The organism is Pseudodesulfovibrio indicus (assembly GCF_001563225.1).
Classification (GTDB): domain Bacteria; phylum Desulfobacterota; class Desulfovibrionia; order Desulfovibrionales; family Desulfovibrionaceae; genus Pseudodesulfovibrio; species Pseudodesulfovibrio indicus.
On the sequence record NZ_CP014206.1, the window covers coordinates 1536193 to 1556698 of the forward strand.

General features: G+C 65.0%; 15 protein-coding genes. 13 read left to right on the forward strand and 2 right to left on the reverse strand.

The window, feature by feature from the left end; translation table 11 throughout:
• Window positions 1-48: 48 nt before the first annotated feature.
• The 11 genes from AWY79_RS07190 (at window position 49) to AWY79_RS07240 (ending at window position 16149) form a co-directional block, all read left to right on the forward strand.
• The gene (locus tag AWY79_RS07190) at window positions 49-1917 is read left to right on the forward strand and encodes an FHA domain-containing protein (RefSeq protein ID WP_066801995.1); all 1869 of its coding nucleotides are present in this window, start codon (window positions 49-51) and stop codon (window positions 1915-1917) included.
• 46 nt (window positions 1918-1963) lie between these two features.
• Window positions 1964-2644: an FHA domain-containing protein gene (locus AWY79_RS07195; RefSeq protein WP_078063665.1), complete on the forward strand. Its 681-nt coding sequence runs from the start codon at window positions 1964-1966 to the stop codon at window positions 2642-2644.
• Complete coding sequence (locus AWY79_RS07200) at window positions 2626-4155, forward strand: VWA domain-containing protein (protein ID WP_078063666.1); 1530 nt, start codon at window positions 2626-2628, stop codon at window positions 4153-4155. Before AWY79_RS07195 ends, AWY79_RS07200 begins: the two co-directional genes overlap by 19 nt.
• A 15-nt stretch (window positions 4156-4170) precedes the next feature.
• Entirely contained in the window at window positions 4171-5757 is a 1587-nt protein-coding gene (locus tag AWY79_RS07205; protein ID WP_078063667.1) for a protein phosphatase 2C domain-containing protein, read from the forward strand.
• A gap of 75 nt (window positions 5758-5832) precedes the next feature.
• Complete coding sequence (locus AWY79_RS07210; RefSeq protein ID WP_158509869.1) at window positions 5833-6567, forward strand: PP2C family protein-serine/threonine phosphatase; 735 nt, start codon at window positions 5833-5835, stop codon at window positions 6565-6567.
• A complete protein-coding gene (locus AWY79_RS07215) occupies window positions 6564-8327 on the forward strand; it encodes a protein kinase domain-containing protein (protein WP_078063668.1) in 1764 nt (587 codons plus the stop codon). The genes AWY79_RS07210 and AWY79_RS07215 overlap by 4 nt, the downstream gene beginning before the upstream one ends.
• 21 nt (window positions 8328-8348) lie before the next feature.
• On the forward strand, window positions 8349-9116 hold the full coding sequence (locus AWY79_RS07220; protein ID WP_066802010.1) for a ParA family protein: 768 nt from the start codon (window positions 8349-8351) through the stop codon (window positions 9114-9116).
• A gap of 100 nt (window positions 9117-9216) precedes the next feature.
• Entirely contained in the window at window positions 9217-11466 is a 2250-nt protein-coding gene (locus AWY79_RS07225; protein ID WP_133987040.1) for a serine/threonine-protein kinase, read from the forward strand.
• The gene (locus AWY79_RS19100; protein ID WP_199533841.1) at window positions 11459-12607 is read left to right on the forward strand and encodes a hypothetical protein; all 1149 of its coding nucleotides are present in this window, start codon (window positions 11459-11461) and stop codon (window positions 12605-12607) included. Before AWY79_RS07225 ends, AWY79_RS19100 begins: the two co-directional genes overlap by 8 nt.
• A 21-nt stretch (window positions 12608-12628) precedes the next feature.
• Window positions 12629-15385 carry an FHA domain-containing protein gene (locus AWY79_RS07235; RefSeq protein ID WP_066802013.1) on the forward strand — a complete coding sequence of 919 codons (2757 nt, stop codon included), beginning with the start codon at window positions 12629-12631 and terminating at the stop codon, window positions 15383-15385.
• A gap of 29 nt (window positions 15386-15414) precedes the next feature.
• A complete protein-coding gene (locus AWY79_RS07240; RefSeq protein ID WP_133987042.1) occupies window positions 15415-16149 on the forward strand; it encodes a hypothetical protein in 735 nt (244 codons plus the stop codon).
• Window positions 16150-16381: 232 nt separating this feature from the next.
• Here the strand turns inward: AWY79_RS07240 and AWY79_RS07245 are convergent, their stop codons facing one another.
• Both AWY79_RS07245 and AWY79_RS07250 read right to left on the reverse strand, forming a co-directional pair.
• On the reverse strand, window positions 16382-17197 hold the full coding sequence (locus AWY79_RS07245; protein ID WP_066802017.1) for a YkgJ family cysteine cluster protein: 816 nt from the start codon (window positions 17195-17197) through the stop codon (window positions 16382-16384).
• A gap of 149 nt (window positions 17198-17346) precedes the next feature.
• Window positions 17347-18216 carry a DMT family transporter gene (locus AWY79_RS07250; protein ID WP_066802019.1) on the reverse strand — a complete coding sequence of 290 codons (870 nt, stop codon included), beginning with the start codon at window positions 18214-18216 and terminating at the stop codon, window positions 17347-17349.
• Window positions 18217-18435: 219 nt separating this feature from the next.
• On the opposite strand from AWY79_RS07250, the gene AWY79_RS07255 reads away from it, so the two are divergent.
• Together AWY79_RS07255 and AWY79_RS18730 are read left to right on the forward strand one after the other, a co-directional pair.
• The gene (locus AWY79_RS07255) at window positions 18436-19671 is read left to right on the forward strand and encodes an NAD(P)-dependent oxidoreductase (RefSeq protein WP_066802021.1); all 1236 of its coding nucleotides are present in this window, start codon (window positions 18436-18438) and stop codon (window positions 19669-19671) included.
• Window positions 19672-20273: 602 nt separating this feature from the next.
• Window positions 20274-20495, forward strand: a complete 222-nt coding sequence (locus AWY79_RS18730; protein ID WP_133987044.1) for a hypothetical protein — start codon at window positions 20274-20276, stop codon at window positions 20493-20495.
• Window positions 20496-20506 lie beyond the last annotated feature (11 nt).

Genomic DNA, 20506 nt, shown 5'->3' on the forward strand with positions numbered 1-20506 from the left:
GGGTCAGCCTATCAGTCTACGTGGGAGTTGGCTGTGTCCGGAAGAGACATGTCCGTTGTCGGGAACCGGCTGGACATCAGAAACCCGTTTGTCACGCACGGGATTTTCCAGATTGCCTGGGGCGGATTGCTGTTGGTCCTGCTCGTCTGGTTCGGCTTCAGCGAAAGCGACCGGCTGCGGGAGATTTTCGATGCGCTCCTTGAGCGGCGGGACGCCACGCCCCTGAACCTCGCAGGGAGCGTCGGATTCACCATCGTGCTGGTCGCCGGTTTGGGGTCGGCTGCGGCCAACCTGTTCGGGGGGCTGAAAAACACCCTCAGCTTCATCGTTCCTGTCAACGTCCCGGCGAACCTCTCCGACCCGTCCTCCATTTCGCGGCTGCTCTTCGACCGGGTCATCGGCCACTTTGAAAACCCCTCCAGCCTCCTGATCAAGGCCTCCCGATTCGTCTCCGATAGATTCCTCTACATGGTGCGCCCGCAGGCGCGGTTCGTGGAACGGGCCATCAAGGTGGGCCGAAATTCCCTGCTGCTGCTCCTCCTGTGCCTGCTTCCCTACTTCCTCCAGGACGCGACGGTCCGGGCGTCCGGGGTCGAGTTTTCCTATGAAGCGCCCATTGTGGCCGCATTCCTGCTGTTGCTGATCCTTGCAGGCTACGGGGTCGGCGTGCTGCTGTTGACCGCCGTCCGGCCCGAGGCCTCGGTGGTCGAGGAGCGCATGCACCTGTCCCGGACCGGCAATCCCAACAACTTTTTCGGCTTCCTGGAACGCAAGCTTGACGAGCTGCGGGTCGGCTCCTTCCAGAACCGCGTCTATGCGGCCACACTGCCCATCAAGGGCAAGGTCGAACTCAACGAGAGCAACTCGTTCACGGGCAACCTGGTCCTCGAAACGCAGCCCGTGCCCATGGAGCGCGGTGCCTGGCAGGCCGCCCTGTCCATGGACGTCTTCGGTCTGCTGCTGCGGGTCCTGGCCGTGTTCTTCTTCCTCCGTCTGCTGTTGTCGGCCCTGTCGCCGGACCCGGCGCTGAATTGGGCGGACGCGGCCTCCCTCGTCGCTGTCCTGTTCGCCGCCCGGTGCGGAGCGGAACTCATGGAGGCGGCGTTCTCCCTGTTCAACACGTTCATGTTCCAGAGCGACCTCCTGGAGATCACCATGTCGGGCAACTACGACGCGGCGAGCATCGGCATGGGCGACGGGCGCGGCGGCACCCTGCACTCGCAAAGAATTTCCGTTCAGAGCGACGCCAACCTGCTGGTCAGGGCCGGGCGCATCATTTCCTATTCCGAAGGCATGGAAGGACCCCGGTGGATCGTGTCCTCGGTCCATGACGAGGGGTTTCGGCGGGGCCTCCAGGAGTTCATCAATTCCTTCCTGAGCTTCCGGGACACCTCCGGCAAGCTGGCCGGGGTGGACGTCCAGGACGAGGACCTCAACGCCATGCTCAACGTCAACGCACGGATTGCCGGTCAGCAGAGCGCTGCCCAGTCCATGGGCCGCAGGCTGGCCTACGAGGGGGACGCCCCGCGCAGGCTGCCCGAGTTCGGCGAAGAGGGCGGCGCGGTTGGCGCTCCGGCCGGGGCCATCGGCGGCGGGGGCGTGCAGTTGTTCTTCCTTTCCGGGGAGTTCGGCGGCGAGACGATCCCCCTGGACGGGACCCCTCTGGTCCTGGGCCGCGATCCGGGCCGCTGCACCCTGATCCTGACGTCCAAGAGCATTTCCAAGGTGCACTGCAGCATAGAGAAAAACGGATCGGGCTGGGTGGTCGTGGATGTCGGGTCCACCTACGGAACTTACGTGGACGGGGCCAGGATACCGCCCAACCAGCGATATCGATTGCAGATGGGAAGCGTGGTGTCCCTGGCCAAGGCGCTTGAATTCAAGATCGTGCCGGCCGGTAGCGATACCGCATATTGAGCATGGGACTGATTGGGTCGTTATTTAACAGCATGAGGAGAACACGATGGCTTTGACACGTTGCGACGCAGGTTTGCACTTCTATGATCCTGCAAAGAATACCAGCTGCCCGTATTGCCGCATTCAGGGAACCTCGGACGGGGGGGACGCCACCACCGCGGCCGGGGACGAGACCGTGGCGGTCGAATCCGGCGGCATGTCCATGCCCGGCAGGAGGAATTCCCCGGACACGACCCAGGGCATGTACGACGAGGACGAGACGGTCAGCATCGGCATCGGCGACATGACCACCGCGGGCTACGACACCGAGCAGTACGTCACCGTGCCCGGCGGCCTGGACCCCGACGCCCCCACCGTGGGCGGGTTCCGCAAGAAGACCCGGTTCGCGCCCATCGTCGGCTGGCTGGTCTGCGTGGACGGCAGCGAGCGGGGCAAGGACTACCGCATCCGTCCCGGCATCAACCTCGTGGGCAGGAGCGACACCTGCGACATCGTCATCAAGGGCGACGACACCATCTCCCGCGTGGAGCACGCCGAGCTGGAATACGACCCGGAAGAGAATTCCTACTACCTGATCCGCAAGAAGAATCCCGAGGTCCGCCTGAACGGGACCAAGGTGCGCGAGCCGAAGCAGATCTCGGCCTACGACGTCATCCAGTTCGGAGAAATGGCGTTCCTTTTCATCCCCCTGTGTTCGGAGAAATTCCAATGGTCAGTAAAGGACTAAGGTTCTGGGCGCCCCTGGCCCTCCTGCTCTGGGCGGTACCCGTCCTGGCGGGCGGCGCGCCCGAGGCGGTGCGCATAACCCAGCTATCCCCCCTGTTGCCGACCCTGCGCATCTACGCCCAGGTCCTGGACGAGCAGGGCGAACCGGCCGAGCCGGTCGACACGGACCTGCTCTCGGTCCGCATCGACGGCGTGAAGGCCGAGACCGCCAAGGTGACGGCGCTTTCCCAGGGACCTTCCGGCGTGGCCTACACCCTCCTGGTGGACATCTCCAGGACGGTCGCGGACGGCCCGCTCCAGACCGCCCTGGGCGACATGCTGGCCTTTGTCGACGCGCTGGGGCCGGGCGACCTGGTGGCGGTCGGCACCTTCGGCGATGACTACACCCTGGTGCTGCCCTTCACCGCCGACAAGGACGCCATCAGGGAGGCCCTTTCCGCTATCCGCGCCACGGATGGGTTGACCGTGTTCTACACCGGGCTGAACAAGGCCCTGGAGATGAACAAGGTACAGACCGCCGAGCTGCCCGTGCGGCGGGCCATCGTGGCCGTGACCGACGGCAAGGACGAGGGCAGCGGCCTGACTCTCGACGACATCCTCGAAAGGAACCGGCAGACCGCCATCCCGGTCTACACCGTGGGGTACACGAGGATCGACCAGAAACATCTGTTCGGGCTCAAGCGGCTGGCGGAGCTGACCGGGGGGCTGTCCCTCGTCGGCGGCGGGGAGAACCCCTTTGCCGTGGTGGCCGGAGACCAGAACAACGGCCTGCTGATAGAGGCCGACTGCGGGTATACGGCGGACGGCGGCGAGCATGTGGTCCAGGTCCTCCTTGAGACTGGGGACAGGACCCTCTCCGCCGAGCGAAAGGTGGCCTATCTCTATGTGGACGAGCAGGCCCTGGCCGGACGGGACCGGCAGCGGCTGCTCTACGGGGGCATCGGCGCGGGCGTGGTCCTGCTGCTCCTGCTCCTGTGGTTGATTCTGCGCGGCAGAAGGCGCGCCCGGGTGGTCCTTCACGAGGCCCCCGAAACGCCGAGCGCGACCGGGGCGGATTCCTTCCCGGAAGAGACCGAAAGCCTTGACCCGGATTCCCCGTCTTTCAACGGGGGAGACACCACGATCATAGGCGATCCCGATCGGGAGGTGCCGATCCTTCAGGCCGTAAACGTCGTCAGCGAGAACCGTCTCAACCCCAACTGCGAGCTGGTGCTGATGTCCGATCCGGACCGGGGCAAGCGGTTCCAACTGTACCTGGCCGAGGAAGGGGTCACGGTCGGCGCCGGGGTTTGCGGACTGACCCTGACCGCCAATCAGCTGGACGAACTTCAGCTGGGGTTGCTCCAGAGCGGCGGCCGGTTCCTGATCAAGCCGCTGTCACAGGACGTCGAGACCCATGTCAACGGCATCCCCCTGGCCGAGCGGACCGTGCTCGAACACAACGACGTGATCGAGGCGGGGACGCTCCGCATGCGTTTCCTGAGCCTGCTGGGCTCCGATGCTAACCATTAAGGATTCGGGTGGAATATGATAGATTGGCGTTTGGACTTCGGTTGTCACCAGGATCAGGGCAGCAGGGGCGAGCAGCAGGATTTCTTCGGCATATCGAATCCCGATATGGACGAGGTCATGTCCGACCGGGGCGTGGTGGCCGTGGTCGCCGACGGCATGGGCGGGCATGAAGGCGGTGCGCAGGCGAGCTATCTGGCCGTGCAGAGCTTCATGAAGGCCTATGCGGCCAAGCGCTACACCCAGACGATTCCGGAGGCGCTGAACGAGGCTCTGCTCACTGCCAACCGCCAGGTATACAAGGAGAACTGTCGGCTCGGCGAAGACTCCGACATGGGCACAACCCTGCTCGCCACGGTCATCCAGGGGATGAATCTCTACTGGGTCTCGGCGGGCGACAGCCGATTGTATTTCGTCAGGAACGGCCGGATCGAAGCGGTCAACAAGGAGCATTCCTACGGGGCCGAGCTGGACGAAAAGGTCCGTAACGGCCAGTTGACCATAGATCAGGTCCAGTTGGAGTCGGGCCGCCGCCACATGCTGACCAGCTATCTCGGCCTCAAGGTCGTTCCCAAGATCAACGCCTCGGTGGAGGCCTTCGACCTCGACCCCGGGGACAAGATCCTGCTCTGTTCGGACGGGCTCTACAACGCCCTGGCCCCGCACGAGATCCAGGCCGAGCTTGAGAGCGACGGGCCGACGCAGGACAAGTGCGAGCGGCTGATCCAGCGGGCCCTGGACAAGAACCGCCCGCGCCAGGACAACATCACCGCCGTGGTCCTCGAACTGGCCCAGGACCCGATCGTCTACGCCATGCCGGAACAGGCCGCCCCCAAAGCAGCCCGCTCGTGGAAGTACTGGACGTTGGTCGCCCTGCTCGCGTTGCTCGGCGTGGCGGTCGGCTACCTCGGCTTCGGGATGCTCTTCGGCGGCGATGACCCCGTCCAGGCTCCTCCCCCCGCTGCGGAAGAGAAGACCGATTCCGCCACCCAGGCGGAGGGCTCGTCCGTTTCCGGAGAGACCGGGGCCGCTCCGGGCGAGCAGCAGACAACAACGCCCGAGGGCGATGAGTCCAAGGATACCACCAAGGATGCCACCAAGGAGGATTCCTCTTCGCTTGTCGAACCTTCCCGCAGTGAAATGAAACGGTACCAGCAGGTCTTCAAGAGCCAGGGATTCTACTTGGGCGCGGTGGACGGCGTGGACGGAAGCCAAACCCGGAAGGCGCTCAAGGCGTATCAGGAAAAGAACGGGCTGGAGGATACCGGGGAATTCGACGCGACCACCGTGGTCCAGCTGGAGAGGGACTCCCGGCTGGCGGAACGGCAGGCGGCCCAGGCCAAGGCCGAGACCGAGAAGCAAGCGGAATTGGAGCGCGAAAGGGCGGAAGCCGAGAAACAGGCCGAATTGGAGCGTGAGCGGGCGGAAGCCGAGAGGCAGGCCGAATTGGAGCGCGAGAGGGCGAATAAGGCCGAGGGTGCGCTTCAGGGCGCTGCGGACGATACCACCCAGGACGGCGCGGCCGACACGACCGCCGCTTCGGAACAGAGTTTGATGAAGACCGCCACCAAGGTCCGTTTGGGCGGCGGCGCGGGCGTCGAATAGACGGCATGAAGGACAAGAGGACGTATGTTTTCATGGCTTAAGCAGACACGGCCGCTGACGGCCGATTTTGGCTCCATGACGGATCGCGGCGGCAGGGAAGAGAACCAGGATCACTTCTTCCCGGCCGTTGACGAAGGCGACATCCGGCCGGTCTTCGTCGTGGCCGACGGCCTCGGCGGGCATGGGCTGGGAAGGACCGCCGCCCGCCTGGCCTCCGAGCTCATGGGCCGCCGCCTGTCCCGGCTGGACTCCTGCACGCCCGACGCCTTCAAGGAGGTCGTCGCGGAAACCCACCGGGCCATCGTCAACTACGAGAAGGACGAGCGCTCGGACCAGGACATGAAGACGACCTGCGTCTTCCTCGCCCTTCGGGAAGGCAGGGCCTACTGGGGGTCGGTGGGGGACTCCCGGCTCTATATGTTCCGCGACGGCCGGGTCCTGCGCAGGACCAAGGACCACTCCGTGGTGCAGTTGCTGGTCGACACGGGGGAGATCGCCGAGGCCGAGGCCAAGCACCACCCGGACCGCAACAAGGTCTACCAGGTCCTGGGCGGGAGCGAGGAGCCGAGACCCTTTCTCCAGGTCGAAGGGGAGGAGTACCGGGAGGGCGACGCCTTCCTGCTCTGCTCCGACGGATTCTGGGAGTTTTTCGACGAGGACGCCTTCGGCGAGATCCTCCTGCGGGAAAAGGAGATGCCCGCCCGCGAGCTGCTGGAAAGGGTCTTCAAGCGGGTCCGGGAGAGCGCCGGTGAACGGGGACCGAATTTCGACAACCTAACGGCCCAGCTGATCAAGGTCATGCAGTCATGAAGATGTGTCCGCACTGCCTGAGCGACAAGGTGAGGGGCAATACCTGCGCCGATTGCGGGAGGAACGTGCACAACGTTCCCAAGGACCCCCGCGCCCTCAGGCCCGGGGCCGTCCTGCGCAACCAGTTCGTCATCGGCAAGCAGCTCGGTGCGGGCGGGTTCGGCATCACCTACCTGGCCTACGACAGGATGTTGAAGCAGAAGATCGCCATCAAGGAGTTCATGCCCAAGAAGGTGGCCGCGCGCGAAGCCAACGGGAACAAGATCGTGCCCGTATCCGAGAACCATCTCGGCGCCTTCGCCAAGGGCAAGGAGCAGTTCATCGAGGAGGCGCGGACCATCGCCCAGTTCCGGCACGAGAACATCGTTCCCATCCTGACCTGCTTCGAAGCCAACGACACGGCCTATTTCGTCATGCCCTACGTGCGGGGAAGAACCCTGGCCGAGATCGCCCTGAAGGGCGGCGGCGTCCCGGAACCGGACCTGCTGAAGATCATCGACGCGGTACTCAAGGGGCTGGAGGCCGTCCACGGCAAGGGCGTCTGGCACCGGGACATCAAGCCCGCCAACATCTACATCCCCGATGCACGCGACGAGCAGCCGTTCCTGCTCGACTTCGGCGCGGCGCGGCAGGCGGTGCACAGCAGCGACCCGCTGTCCATCCTGCTGACCCACGGCTACGCGCCCCTGGAACAGTATTCCTCCACCGGCAGCCAGGGGGCGTATACCGATCTCTATGCGGTGGCGGCCACCATGTACAGCTGCCTGCGAGGCGAGGTCCGCGACGGCAGGCTTCTGCCGCCGCCTCCGGCCGAGGACCGGGTGGAAGCCGATATCCTGGAGGACATAGGCAGGGTTGCCAAGGGCAAGATCAAGAAGAGCACGGCCACGGCGATCATGCGGGCCATGGAGATGTCCGTGGCCGCGCGGCCCGCATCGGTCCGCGAGTTCCGGGCGTTGCTCTACGACCAGAAGACGCCGCCGCCCCCGCCGCCGCCCCCCATGCACTACGAGCTGGTCTGCCTGGCCGGGCAGTACGAGGGCGAGCGCATCCCCCTGGACGAAAACCAGATGATCATGGGCCGATCCATGGCCGATGTGTCCCTGTGGGTCGAGGCCAAGACGGTGTCCAAGCAGCACTGCTCGATCATGGTCGAGGACGGCAAGGTCATCCTGGCGGACGGCGGCTCCCTCAACGGAACCTTCGTCAACGAGCGGCGGCTGGACAAGGGGTCCTTCGCCGTGCTCCGGCCGGGCGACGTCTTCAACCTCGCCGGGAGCCTCGTCTTCCAGCTGCAGGAGGTCGCGGGGGCCAGAGGCGAGGCCGCCCCGTGGGTCGAGCCGGTCGGTCACTCCACCATTTCCCCCACCAGCGAAGTGGTCACGCCCGTCCCCGGCGTTTCCAGCCATTTCCTGGAGCGGCTGATCAAGGCCCAGGGTCGGCTGAACCGGGCGAAGTACTGCGTGCTCATCCTGGCCTCTTCGGCCGGGACCTATTTTTTCTCGCACATTCTGGAGCAGACCAGGGTGGACGGCATCGGGTTCATGGCCCTGATCCTTTTCATCATCAGTTTTGCCGTTGCCGTGAGCTCCGTTGTCCGGAGGTTCCATGACCTCGGCAGGAGCGGATATCACTATTTTCTCATGTTGATTCCCCTGGTCAACCTGTACTGGGGATGTGTTCTGCTGTTCAAGAAAGGGGAGGAAGGACCCAACCGTTACGGTCCCGACCCCATCAATATGAAATTCAGCGAAGTCTAGGTTAGGCAAAGGAGAGAGACCATGAGTGCAATAATCTCGATAGTGAACAACAAGGGCGGGGTCGGCAAGACGACCCTGGCGTGCAATCTCGGCCACTGCCTCGCCCAGGCGGGGAAAAGGACGCTCGTGGTGGACATGGACAGCCAGTGCAACGCTTCCGGCACCCTGCTGGGGGAGGAGCCGGAGATGACCATCTACGAACTCTACACCTCGGACGACGTGAAGACCCCTGACTGCATCCATCCGTCCAAGTACGAGAACCTGGACGTCCTGCCTTCGGCCCCCGAAGCCTTCGTGCTGGAATCGGAATTCGCCAAGAAGCCGGGCAAGGGGTTCCACCTGCTCCACGACAAGCTGGCGCCCTACGCCCGCGAGCATTACGACGTGACCATCCTGGACAGTCCGCCCAACCTCGGCATGTACGCCGTCCAGGGGCTGGTCTGCTCGGACTACGTCATCGTGCCCATCGAGTGCGGCAGCCGGTACGCCATCGACGGTCTGAAGCGGATCATCGACACCATCCTCGAGATCAAGGACAAGACCAATCCCGGCCTCAAGGACGTCCGTATCCTGGTGAACCGTCTGGACCGTCGGACCACGGTGGGCAAGCTGTCCAACCTTCGGCTGAGGAAGACCTTCGGCGACCGGGTGTTCAATGCGATCATTCCGATCAATTCCAGCATCCAGCAGGCGGAGATGGCCGGGTGTTCGGTCGTCGATTTCGCGCCCTCCAGCACGGGGGCGTTCAATTACCGGCTGCTGACCAAAGAACTGTTGGCCGTAATCTGAGTTCGGGGTTGTCATGAGCAGGAAACGAAGAGGATTGGGTGATCTCCTTTCCGAGGCGGTCGCGGATAGCCTTGAGGCGGTTGAGAAGTCCAAGGCGGCAATGGACGCTTCACTTGGCGTCAAGGAACCCAAACAGGCGGCGGAGACTCCTCCGGCACGAAAGGCGTCCGCTGCGCCCGAACCGGCGCAACCGGTGGTGCCCGACAAGGTGCCCGAGGCCCGGGTGGTTCAGGCGTCGGAACCCAAGGTTCCGGAGCAGAAGGCACCGGAGCCCAAGGCGCCGGCGCCCAGGGCCGTGGCCGAGGACAAACTCCCGTTCGAGCCCAAGGCCGTGAAATCGCCCTTCAGCGGCGGCCAGCGTCCGGTTTCGTCCGGGGAGGACGTCAAGACCAGGGCGCTCAACGCGCCGCAGCGCCCGGCGCACACCAAGCCCGCGCCGGCCGCGGAACCGGGCGCCAAGGACGGCGACCTCTGCTACGGCTGCTTCAAGGCCAAGGCGGGGAGCGGGCCATGCCCCGCATGCGGCTACAACCCCCAGCCGCAGAACGAGCACCCCGTGTATCTCAACGCCGGGATACGGCTGCTGGAGGGGCGCTACATAATAGGCCGCGTTCTCGGGCAGGGCGGCTTCGGCGTCACCTACCTCGGCTTCGACTCGGTGCTTCAGCACCTGGTCGCGATCAAGGAGTACATGCCCACGCACATGGCCAGCCGCCACCGGGACAGCGTGACCATCATCCCCGGCCACGGCGACGGCGGCGAGTGCTTCGCCAGCGGGTTGCGCCTGTTCCTGGAGGAGGCGCGCAACGTCGCCAAGCTCGACCGCCACAGGAACGTGGTCCTCATCGAGAACTATTTCGAGGCGAACAACACCGGATACATGGTCATGCAGTACGTGCAGGGGCCGTCGCTGTCCGAACACCTGAAGCAGCGGGGCGGCAAGATGGAATGGGACGAGGTCTACGCCCTCTTCAGCCCGATCCTGAATGCCCTGGAAATGATCCACCGGAAGAATCTGTACCATCGCGATATTTCGATCCAGAACATCCTGCTGCGCAACGGCACCGAACCGGTGCTCATCGATTTCGGCGCGGCCAGGGTGGTCGCCGGGGAGCAGAGCCGGAGCATCGATGTGGTGCTCAAGCCCGGCTATTCGCCGCTCGAACAGTTCGCCACCAAGGGCAAGATCGGTCCGTGGACCGACATCTACGCCGTTGGCGCGTGCATGTACCTGATGCTTTGCGGGCATCTCCCGCCCCAGGCCACGGATCGTCTCTACCGGGACGAACTGATCCCCCTGTCGGAGATCTCCGGGGTCGCCATCCCGCCGGGCGTGGACGAGGACATCCTCCAGGCCCTGGCCGTCCGCGTCGAGGACCGGTGGCAGGCCATCCCGGATTTCCTGGGCAGCCTCCGGAGTCACAGCGCGGAACGGATCGCGCCCCCGAAGAAGACCCGGCCCGCCGGACCGGCGCAGAAGCCGGAGCGGAAAATGAACACCAAACTCTTGGCCGGGGCGGCGGCCGCCGTTCTTCTGGCCATCGGGGCGCTCGTCTTCGCCCTGTCCGGCCCCGGCAAGGGGGTCGACGTCGGCGTGGCCGAGGCCCCGCCGGGCCACACCGAAAAGACGGCCTCCGAAGCGGAAGGCAAGCAGCCCGCCAAGGGAAAGGCGGCCGTCGCGGCTACGGCCGAGGAGACCGGAAAGCTGGAGAAGGCCGCCGCGCTCATGGCCAGGGAAGCCTATGTCTCGCCCCCGGGCAACAACGCGTTCGCCCTTTACGACAGCCTCCTGGCGTCGAAGACGGCGGCCGGGGCAGAGGCCCGAAAGGGCGTGGAGAAGCTCTTCGAGGTGGGCGACAATGCCGTGGAACGGGGGGCCTGGCGGAACGGGCTGGCCATCTTCAAGGAGATGAAGAACATCCGTGCCGAAGACCTGAAGCGCGAGGTTGAGGGCCGCCTGAAGCACATCCGCAACCTGTACGTGGGCGGTGCCAAGGGGCTGATCGCCCAGAAGGACGCGATGAAGGCGTTGCAATACCTGGAAAGGGCCGGAGAGGCCGCGCCCGGCGACGCGGAAGTGAAGCAGCTCGCCGCTGAAGCGAACAGGATTACGGCCGCGTTGAACATCTTCTGCATCCCGTCGGGGACGGTGTATGTGGACGGCAAGGACACCGGCAGGATGGCCCCGCTGAGCGGGCTGGAGCTGGTTGCCGGAACGCATGAGATCAAGATCGTGGACAGCTCGGGCGGGAGCAGGTTCCCGTCCCGGACCATCCAGGTGGATGTGCAACACGGCAAGACCGCCATGTTGAAATATATCAATGCAACACATGGGATTGCTTATGAATAGGTTATTGGTCTTGTGCCTGGCGGGAGCCTTGGCGCTGTGCATGGCGACCAGCGGACTGGCGGCCGTGGACCAGGACAATGGGGCATGGAAGGTGGACTATGCCGAGGCGGAGAATCTGCTCCTCGGCGCCCGTTTCGATGCGGCCCTCGACAAGACGGACGCGGCCATCGCCAAGCTCAAGGCGGGCGGGCCCGGGCCGGACCTGGCGCAGGTCTACTACCTGAAGTCGCTGCTGCTCATCTACTCCGGGCACGACAGGATACTGCTGGAGAAGACCCTGGGCGAGGCCATCAAGGCAGCCCCCGCCATGCCCATCCCGGACAAGGAGTATTTCGCCGATCCCCGGCTGGACGAATGGCGGACCAAGGTCTTCAAGGAGATGAGCGAAGAGGCCGAGCGCGTGGTCGGCCGGGGCGAGCAGCTGTTCGGTTCGGGAGAGTACTGCGGGTGCGTCGAGGTACTGGGGGACGTGAGCTGGTACACCAAGGTCAGCGTCAACGCCAAGTCCCTCATAGCCATTGCCGAGAAAAAGTGCGCCCCCCCGGAACCCGTTGCCGCGCCCGCAGCGCCCGCAGCGCCCGCCGTGGCCGTAGCGCCCGCGGCTCAGACCCCGGCCGTTCCCAAGCAGGACCTGACCCAGTCGCGGAAGATAGGCGTCCTGCCCATCTGCTTCGAGGGCGGGTTGCAGAACGTGTACGGAGCCACCGAGTCGCGGGAGTGGCGCGATGCGATGCAGAAGCATTTCGCCAATTACGAGATCGAGCTGGTCAACAACGTGGACTACAAGCTGATGAAGGAGCGGTTCGGCGTCGAGGATTGCCAGGACCTGCTCGAGGGCAAGGTCTGGGTCATCGACCAGGAGGTCGTGGACTCGATCAAGGGCGTGGAGAGGGACATCCCCGGCGGGCGCAAGTACATCATGGAGCAGGGCGGCTACAAGTACCTGGTGGTCTCCAGCATGATCCCCAAGGGGCAGGTCTCGACCCTGAGCGCCAGCGCGGTCATATTCAAGGCCCAGCTGTTCTCCTCGGTGAAGGCCTCGTCCCCGCTCGAAGACGACAGCCGCCATGTCCCAGAGAACCAGCTCAAGTTCTTCTCGTGGTATTTCGAGAAGCTCGCGGGCGACATCGACCCCGAATAGGCTCGGCAGGGACCGCGCACCGTGAAAGACCGCCAGCAACTGATCATAGGCAAGTCCGCCGACTGCGACATCGTCGTGGACTCGCCCTACGTCTCCGGCCGCCACGCCAGACTGATTCAGGACGGCGGGCGCTGGCTGATAGAGGACCTCGGCAGCAAGAACGGGGTCCGCGTCAACGACAAGGAGCGGCGGATCGCGGGGCCGACCCCGGTGGAAAAGCGCGACATCGTCTATCTGGGGCCGGTGCCCGTGAAGTTCGCCGACCTGCTGGCCAGGCGGAACGCCGAGGCGCACCCCGCGCCCGTCCCCCTGGCCAAACGGCCCAAGGGCGGGCGGATGCTGCTCATCGGGCGCTCGCCCAAGGCGGATATCCGTTTCAACTTCGATTACATATCCAGAGAGCACGCGCTGTTGACCGAGGTCGGCAGGGGGCGCTGGGTCATCGAGGACCTGGGGAGCAAGCACGGGACGTTCGTGGGCGGCCGCCGCCACAGGGTGACCGGACCGGTGGAGTTGAAGGAGAACGAGAAGGTCTACTTCGGCACCTACGGGATCGTGGCCCGGAAGCTGTTCGACAAGACCCGGGAGAAGCGGGAGCGGCTGAAGGCCGACGTGACCCTGCGCGTCACGGGCAGGGAGAGCATCATCGTCGGGCGCGACCCGGACGCCCACATCGTGCTCGATTATCCGCAGATATCCTGGCACCACACCCGTATCACGCCGCTGGGCGAGCAGAACTGGGTGGTGGAGGACCTCGGCAGCCGCAACGGCACCTTCGTCAACGGGGGCCGGATATCCAAGGCCACGATCCGGTCCACCGACAAAATTTCCCTCGGCTCCTACGAGCTGAACGTCTCGGTGGACAACCAGGTCGTGGCGCGGAACCTCACGGGCGATCTGCGCCTGGACTCCGTGTCCGGGAGCCTGGAGATCAAGGTGGGCAAGGAGCGCAAGCGGCTCCTCTACGACGTGACCTTCACCATTTTCCCCTCCGAGTTCGTGGGCCTCATGGGCCTTTCGGGCGCGGGCAAGACCACGCTGCTGACCAGCCTGATCGGCTACCGGAAGTTCAGTCAGGGGCGGGCCGAGATCAACGGCCTCAACGTCTACGATCACTACGATCAGTTCAAGACCATGATCGGATACGTGCCCCAGGACGACATCCTGCACGGCGAGCTGAACGTGGAAGAGGCGCTCATGTTCGCCGCCCGGCTCCGGCTGCCCTACGACATGTCCACCGAGGACATCCGGGCCAGGGTTTACGAGACCCTGGAGCGGCTGGACCTGTACCGCAAGGACGGCAGCGTGGACGTGCGCCATGTGGCGGTGAACCCGTCCGGGCGCAAAGGGGTCAGCGGCGGGCAGCGCAAGCGGATCAACCTGGCCATGGAGCTGATCACCGAGCCGACCATCCTCTTTCTGGACGAACCCACCTCGGGCCTCTCCTCGGTGGACACCATCTCCGTGATGAAGCTGCTCCGGGGGCTGGCGGACCAGGGCAAGACGATCATCCTGACCCTGCACCAGCCGGACATCGAGAGCTTCCGGCAACTGGACAACACCATCATCCTGGATCACGGCGAGCTGGTCTACTACGGCCCGGCCTGGCCCGACAGCCTGACATTCTTCAATCCCCAACTGCCCGTGGAGGAGGTCGTGCACCGCCCGGAGAGCGGGCTGATCGGCCTGAGCAAGAACGACACGGCCTACTGGCGGAAGCGGTACGACAGCTCCGAACTGCACAAGCTGTACGTGGAGGAGCGCCAGAAGAGCGAGCGGTTCATCAACAAGGAGTCCGAGGGCAGGACCATCTCCAGGAGCCTTTTCAGCTTCAGGCAATGGTGGATACTGACCCGGCGCAATTTCCGGCTGAAGCTGAAGGACCGGCTGAACACCATGATCCTGCTCGTCCAGGCCCCGCTCATCGGGCTGCTGCTGGGATTGATCTTCTACGGCCAGGAGGACCGCCATCTCCCGCTGTTCATGCTGGTCATCTCCGGGCTCTGGCTCGGGACGTCCAACGCCGTCCGGGAGATCGTTTCCGAGCAGGCCATCTATCTGCGGGAACGGATGATCGGGGTGGGCATCCCGGAGTACATCCTGTCCAAGTTCACGGTCCTGCTGAGCCTGTCGGTGGTCCAATGCTTCTTCCTGATCGGCATGGCCAAGCGGTTCGTGGACCTGCGCTCGACCTTCTTCGACTTGATGGGGATCATGGTGCTGGTCACCTGCGTGGGGTGCGGCATCGGGCTTCTCATCTCGGCCCTGGTCCGTTCCAGGGCCGCCGCCCAGGCGCTGATCCCGCTCTCCGTGCTGCCCATGGTCCTCCTCGGGGCGGGGATCATCCCGCTGCCCCAGACCGAGCTGGCGGTGGCCAAGGCCGTGACCCACGCCATGCCCTCCCGGTGGGGCTACGAGGCCGCCGTGGAAATCGAGAGCCGGTTGTGGCTGGAAGAGGACGCCCTGCGGCGCGAGGCCCAATATCAGCAGGCGTTGGAGCAGGCCAGAAAAGAGGCCAGGTCCGTGGCGAGGTTGGAGATCAACGCCGTCCTCAACGACAAGACGAAGCAGATGCGTTTCGAGACGGAGAACCATGACAAGAAGGTCGTGGAGAGCGTGCCGGAACCGCCCCCGGTTCCTGCGGACGGATATCTGGTTGAGACGTTGTTCGAGGAGTACCGGATAGGCTTCTGGGGCTGTTGCGGCGTGCTCCTTGGCTATCTCGCGACCCTGCTCCTGGCCACCTGCCTGGTCCAGAAGACGAAAGACCCCATATGACGAGGTGAAACGTGAGGAAAGCATTGTTCTTGGCGCTGACGGCCGTTCTTTTGATCCTTGCCTCCGCGCCCGGCGCGCGGGCGCAGGGCGAGACGCTCTACAGCGAATACACGTATGTCATGGGCGAGCGCGACAGCATGCTGGACGGGAAGAAGATCAGCTTCGTGGAGGCCAAGCGGCTGTTGACGGAGAAGGCCGGGACCTATCTCGAAAGCACCACGCAGGTGTCGGAGGGCGTCCTGACCCAGGATGAAATCCAGACCTACGCAATGGCCTCGCTGCGGGTGGAAATCGTCGAGCAGTGCGTCAAGCCGCGCGGCGAGCAGATGACCGCCTACACCAAGGTCAAGGGGGATGTGGACGCCAGCAACATGCCCAGGGATGTGGCGGCGATCAAGAAGAACCAGGAACTCAAGGAAGACCTGGACCGGCAGAAGGTTGAGCTGGAAAACACCCACAGCCAGGTCGAGGAGCTGAACGAGAAAATCCGGAAGCTCGAGGAGCGGAAGGCTCCGGACCAGGAGATACGCCGGACCGTGGCCCGGCGCGAGGCGGCTCTGGACGGCAACATCACCCAGGGCATGGCCATGTTCTGCTCCCTGGCCTGCAGCACAGCCAGGCTGCGGGATACCCAGTTCGTGCAGACAATGTTTCAGAACGCCGGGATGGCCCCGATGCTGTCCATGCTGATGGGGCCGGAGGAGTGCTCGGCCCTGTGCATCGAAGTCCAGCGGTCGCTGGTCGGTTCGTTGCTGGCGCAGTGATCTCCCCGCGTCCAGGACAGCTCCTTGCTGCGGCCGAACCGAAGCGCCGGGCGTTGAGCCTTTGCCGGGCCGCTCGGCGCGTCCCCTGACCGTTGCCGAGCACCCTCCCGTTTCTTCCACGAGCGAACCGCGCTCATCCCCGAATCCCAATCACACGGGTTGAGATGGGCTCAGCCCTATTCCGGTCGGCGGTACGCCACGTTGCGTCCGGTCCGTGCGGCCAAGCCCGGGGCTACCAGTCCCGCTTTCGGCCGAAGAACGGCTGGCCCAGGAGCCAGGACTCCGCGCAGGCCAGGATGGCCGTCGCCGGGTCGTCCCGCAGCATGAGGTGGGTGGCGCGGGCCATGAGCAGGTAGCCCGCCTCCAGGGCCAGATTCTTGCTGCCGCGCAGCAGCCCGTCCTGGATGGAGTCGGCCATGAGCCGCAGGATGGGGTGGTTTTCGATGGGGGTCAGGGCGTCTTCGGTCAGGTTGCTCTCAAGACACATGGTCGCGTTCACCGAATTCCAGCCCCGGCACGCCAGGGGGCGGGCCGGGTACACGGAACAGTTGCCGTTCTCCAGGAACAGGCAGGGGAGGCGGTGGCGGGCCATGCCGATTTCCCGCCAGCTCTTTCCCTTGAGTCCGTCCACCAGTCCTTCCGTCTTGGCGGCCAGTTCGCGAAGCTGTTCCGGGGTGCGCGTGTCGAGCAGGTACAGCCCCAGGTAGAGCGCCTCGGGCTCGGTCAGGGCCACCTGGTTCCAGCAGCAGTGGATGCATCCCCGCTGGCACGCCAGGGGCGGGTCCAGGATCAGGTCGTCGAGCAGGGAGTCGAACAGGGCGAAGGAGCCGCGCACGACCTCGTGCAGGGCGCGGATGTCCGGGACGGCGGGGTTGCCTGCCTCCGGGCGCAGGGTGGCGGTGAACGTTTCCATGCGGTCCCGGGAGAGGCGGTCGGCCAGTGCCTGGGCCTGGTCTTCGGGCGAGGGCGCGGCAAAGGGGATGGCCCGGCCGCCTCCTTTGGGTTGACGCCGGACCTTGCCGGACTTGGAACGGGAGCGAGCGGCCATGGATACCTCTTGACCAAGCGGGTACGGACAGGGGTCCGTTCAATACACTCCTTCGGGTCGTATGGGTTCCGTTGTCAAGCGAATGTTGGCGGCCCCCGCAAGTTTTCTCCTCGCGTGGGGTTCGGTTCCGGGGGCGCGGCTCAGCCCCGTCAGGTCCGGCGGCGTCGGGCAAGGGATGCGAAGAGTGGACGCAGGGTGTCCAGGGAGCCGAACACCGCCCCGCTCGTGACCAGCAGGACGGCCAACCCGTGCAGGGGGGTGAACCGCTTGCCGTTGACCGCCACCAGAAGCAGGGTGGAGAGCAGGGGGGTCAGGTAGGAGAGGGCGCCGACCATGCGCGGGTCGCCCCGCTTCATGGCCGCGTCCCAGGTGTAGAAGGCCGCGCCCATGGGGCCGAGGCCGAGGAGCAGGATGACCAGCCAGTCCGCCCCCGTCGGGTTGGGTCCGGGAGCGCCCAGCAGAAAATGCAGGGCCAGGGAGAGCAGCCCGGAGACCAGGCAGAAGCCGCCCACCGCGGCCGACGGGAAGGGCTGCAGCCGCTTGGTCTGGAGCGAATAGCAGGCCCAGGTCACCGCCGCGCCCAGGGCGCAGAGGTAGCCCGGCAGGTACTCCATGCGAAGGCCGAAGCTGCCTCCGGTGACGATCAGGCCGGCGCCCGCCAAGCCCAGTCCCGCGCCGAGCAGGTGGTTCGCGGCCAGCCGGTTGCGGGGCAGGAACAGGGGCGAGAACAGGACGATGCACAGGGGCCAGAGGTACTGGATCATGTTCGCCTCCACGGCCGGGGCTCGCCCGAAGGCGGCGAAGAGCAGGAAATGATAGCCGAAGATGCCGCCCACGCCGGTCAGCCAGGTGGCGGCGGAGACCCTCCAGCGACGCAGCCTGACCGCTCCCGCCAGCCCGCACGCGGTCAGGACCAGCCCCACCGAGAGCAGCGGCGGGAGGTGGGATATGCGGTCCGTGAGCAGGGCCAGCGAACTCCACAGGAGGATGGTCACGAGAGCGAGGAGGGCGGAGTTCATACGAATTCCCCTTGGCCTGGGTGATATCGCCTCCCGGTCCGGGGCGGAGACGTCGGATGGGCGTAGCCGAACGGAGGTCCGCATGGCAACTCTTTTTGAACGTCCGTCACGGCCCGGGCCGGAGTGCATCCACTGCACACATTTGCGTGTTGCGCCCTCTTGGTATAGGTAACCTCTCCGCCCCATGCGGGCGGAAATCAACGGTAACGAGAGGAATCAATGGGAAAACACATCCTTGAAGAGGCATCGCGCTGCCTGAAGTGCAAGAAGCCGCTGTGCAGCAAGGGCTGCCCGGTGTCCACTCCGGCCAACCTGGTCATCGAGGCCCTGCTCGAAGGCGACATGCTCAAGGCCGGGGCCATGCTGTTCGAGAACAACCCCCTGACCGCGGTCTGCTCGCTGATCTGCCCGCACGAGAATTTCTGCGAGGGCCATTGCATCCTCGGCAAGAAGAGCGCCCCGGTCCAGGTCAGCGACATCGAGCAGTACATCTCCCGCTACTACCTGGAGCAGTTCACCCCCAAGCGGCCCGTCAACGCCAACAACGCCAAGCGCATCGCCATCGTCGGTTCCGGCCCGGCCGGGATCACCGTGGCCTTCCTCCTGGCCGGGCAGGGGTTCGACGTCACCCTGTTCGAGTCCAAGGAGCGCATCGGCGGCGTGCTCCAGTACGGCATCCCGGATTTCCGTCTGCCCAAGGACATCCTGGAGCGGCTCAAGGACAAGCTCATCGGCCTGGGCGTGAAGATCCGGCCCAACACCCTCATCGGGCCGGTCATCAGCATCGACGACCTGTTCCGCGACGACTACAAGGCCGTGTTCATCGGCACCGGCGTGTGGAACCCCCGGCCCCTCAAGCTCAAGGGCGAGACCCTGGGCCACGTGCACTACGCCATCCACTACCTGAAGAACCCCAACGTCTATTCCCTGGGACGCAAGGTGGCGGTCATCGGCGCGGGCAACGTGGCCATGGACGTGGCCCGCACCGCCCTGCGCAAGGGCGCGCAGGAGGTCACCATCCTGTACCGCCGGGGCGAGGACGACATCTCGGCAACCCGGTACGAGTACGACTACGCCAGGATGGACGGCGTCCGCTTCCGGTTCCACGCCTCGCCCGTGGAGATCGTGGACCGAGGCATCGTGGTGGTGGACACCGAGACCGTGCACGGCGAGGACGGGCGCGCCCGCGTGGTCCCGGTGGAGGGTTCCGAGTCCCTGTTCGAGGCCGACTCCGTGTTCATCGCGGTCAGCCAGGCCCCGCGCAACAACCTCTCCGGCCTGGAGGTCGGCAAGACCGGCCTGGTCATCACCGACGAAGAGGGCCGCACCACCCGCCCCGGCGTGTTCGCCTCGGGCGACGTGGTCACCGGGGCCAAGACCGTGGCCGAGGCCGTCAGCTTCTCCAAGCGCTCCGCCCGCGCCATCGTGGACTACGTGGACGGGTTGGACGGCTGATCCTCCCCCCTCTGCGAAAAATAATAACGCCCGGAAGGATCGCCTTCCGGGCTTTTTTGTTGCCCGCGGGAGCCGACTCGGTCATATAGAGGTATAGGAGTATTTTCGGTTTTTGCATAACTTCTGATTTGATTGATCTATTCTGGTGATAGATTATGCCAATATAAGCATAATTGTGCGGAATCATTGTATTGTTTTGTTTGTTTGTAACAGTTGTGCCCAGCATCTAGGTTCAAAATGGTTCGGAATAGCGCCGGACCCGCCTCCGGCGGAAGAGTCCCGGAGGCGAACAGCCAGAGGATGCTGATGCAACGAGCGCAACAGATACAAATCGTCGGGTCGGAGACATCGGCCCGGCGGCTCTGAGGAGGGCCGCATGGGTGCCGGGTCCGGTTCCCTTCGATCCTCGCTCGCAGGAGCCTGTTCAAGCCGTGGGCGCGACCCTTGGCAACTGCCGCCGTTCTCTGACGCCACCTCGCCTCGCTTTCCCCGTTCGGGACCTTCCGTCCCAGCCTCCCATCGCTCTCTGCGACAGCGCCATGCGCCCCAAATGAAAGCAGCCCGCAATTGCGGGATTCGCCATACCGTCAATGGAGGAATCGATGTTCGCGTCAACCAGTAAAACGGTGTCGTCCGACGCCGTGGCCGCCTGTGTCCCGTTCGCCGGGCTCGGGCACGCCACGGCAGCGGTGGAGGCCGTGGCCCGGTCTTACCGGCCCGGCCGCCAAGCCTCGCCCGTCGTGGCGCGGCGTCCCGTCAGGGCCGCCGGTCCCCACGGATACGGGCTCCAATGCCGCCTGTGCCGGGAAACCAGGGCCGGATGACCATCAACACA

Coding starts and splice junctions, on each gene's coding strand:
- AWY79_RS07190 (WP_066801995.1), top strand. CDS start 49: ATGTCCGTTGTCGGGAACCGGCTGGACATCAGAAACCCGTTTGTCACG.
- AWY79_RS07195 (WP_078063665.1), top strand. CDS start 1,964: ATGGCTTTGACACGTTGCGACGCAGGTTTGCACTTCTATGATCCTGCA.
- AWY79_RS07200 (WP_078063666.1), top strand. CDS start 2,626: ATGGTCAGTAAAGGACTAAGGTTCTGGGCGCCCCTGGCCCTCCTGCTC.
- AWY79_RS07205 (WP_078063667.1), top strand. CDS start 4,171: ATGATAGATTGGCGTTTGGACTTCGGTTGTCACCAGGATCAGGGCAGC.
- AWY79_RS07210 (WP_158509869.1), top strand. CDS start 5,833: ATGACGGATCGCGGCGGCAGGGAAGAGAACCAGGATCACTTCTTCCCG.
- AWY79_RS07215 (WP_078063668.1), top strand. CDS start 6,564: ATGAAGATGTGTCCGCACTGCCTGAGCGACAAGGTGAGGGGCAATACC.
- AWY79_RS07220 (WP_066802010.1), top strand. CDS start 8,349: ATGAGTGCAATAATCTCGATAGTGAACAACAAGGGCGGGGTCGGCAAG.
- AWY79_RS07225 (WP_133987040.1), top strand. CDS start 9,217: ATGGACGCTTCACTTGGCGTCAAGGAACCCAAACAGGCGGCGGAGACT.
- AWY79_RS19100 (WP_199533841.1), top strand. CDS start 11,459: ATGAATAGGTTATTGGTCTTGTGCCTGGCGGGAGCCTTGGCGCTGTGC.
- AWY79_RS07245 (WP_066802017.1), bottom strand. CDS start 17,197: ATGGCCGCTCGCTCCCGTTCCAAGTCCGGCAAGGTCCGGCGTCAACCC.
- AWY79_RS07250 (WP_066802019.1), bottom strand. CDS start 18,216: ATGAACTCCGCCCTCCTCGCTCTCGTGACCATCCTCCTGTGGAGTTCG.
- AWY79_RS07255 (WP_066802021.1), top strand. CDS start 18,436: ATGGGAAAACACATCCTTGAAGAGGCATCGCGCTGCCTGAAGTGCAAG.
- AWY79_RS18730 (WP_133987044.1), top strand. CDS start 20,274: ATGTTCGCGTCAACCAGTAAAACGGTGTCGTCCGACGCCGTGGCCGCC.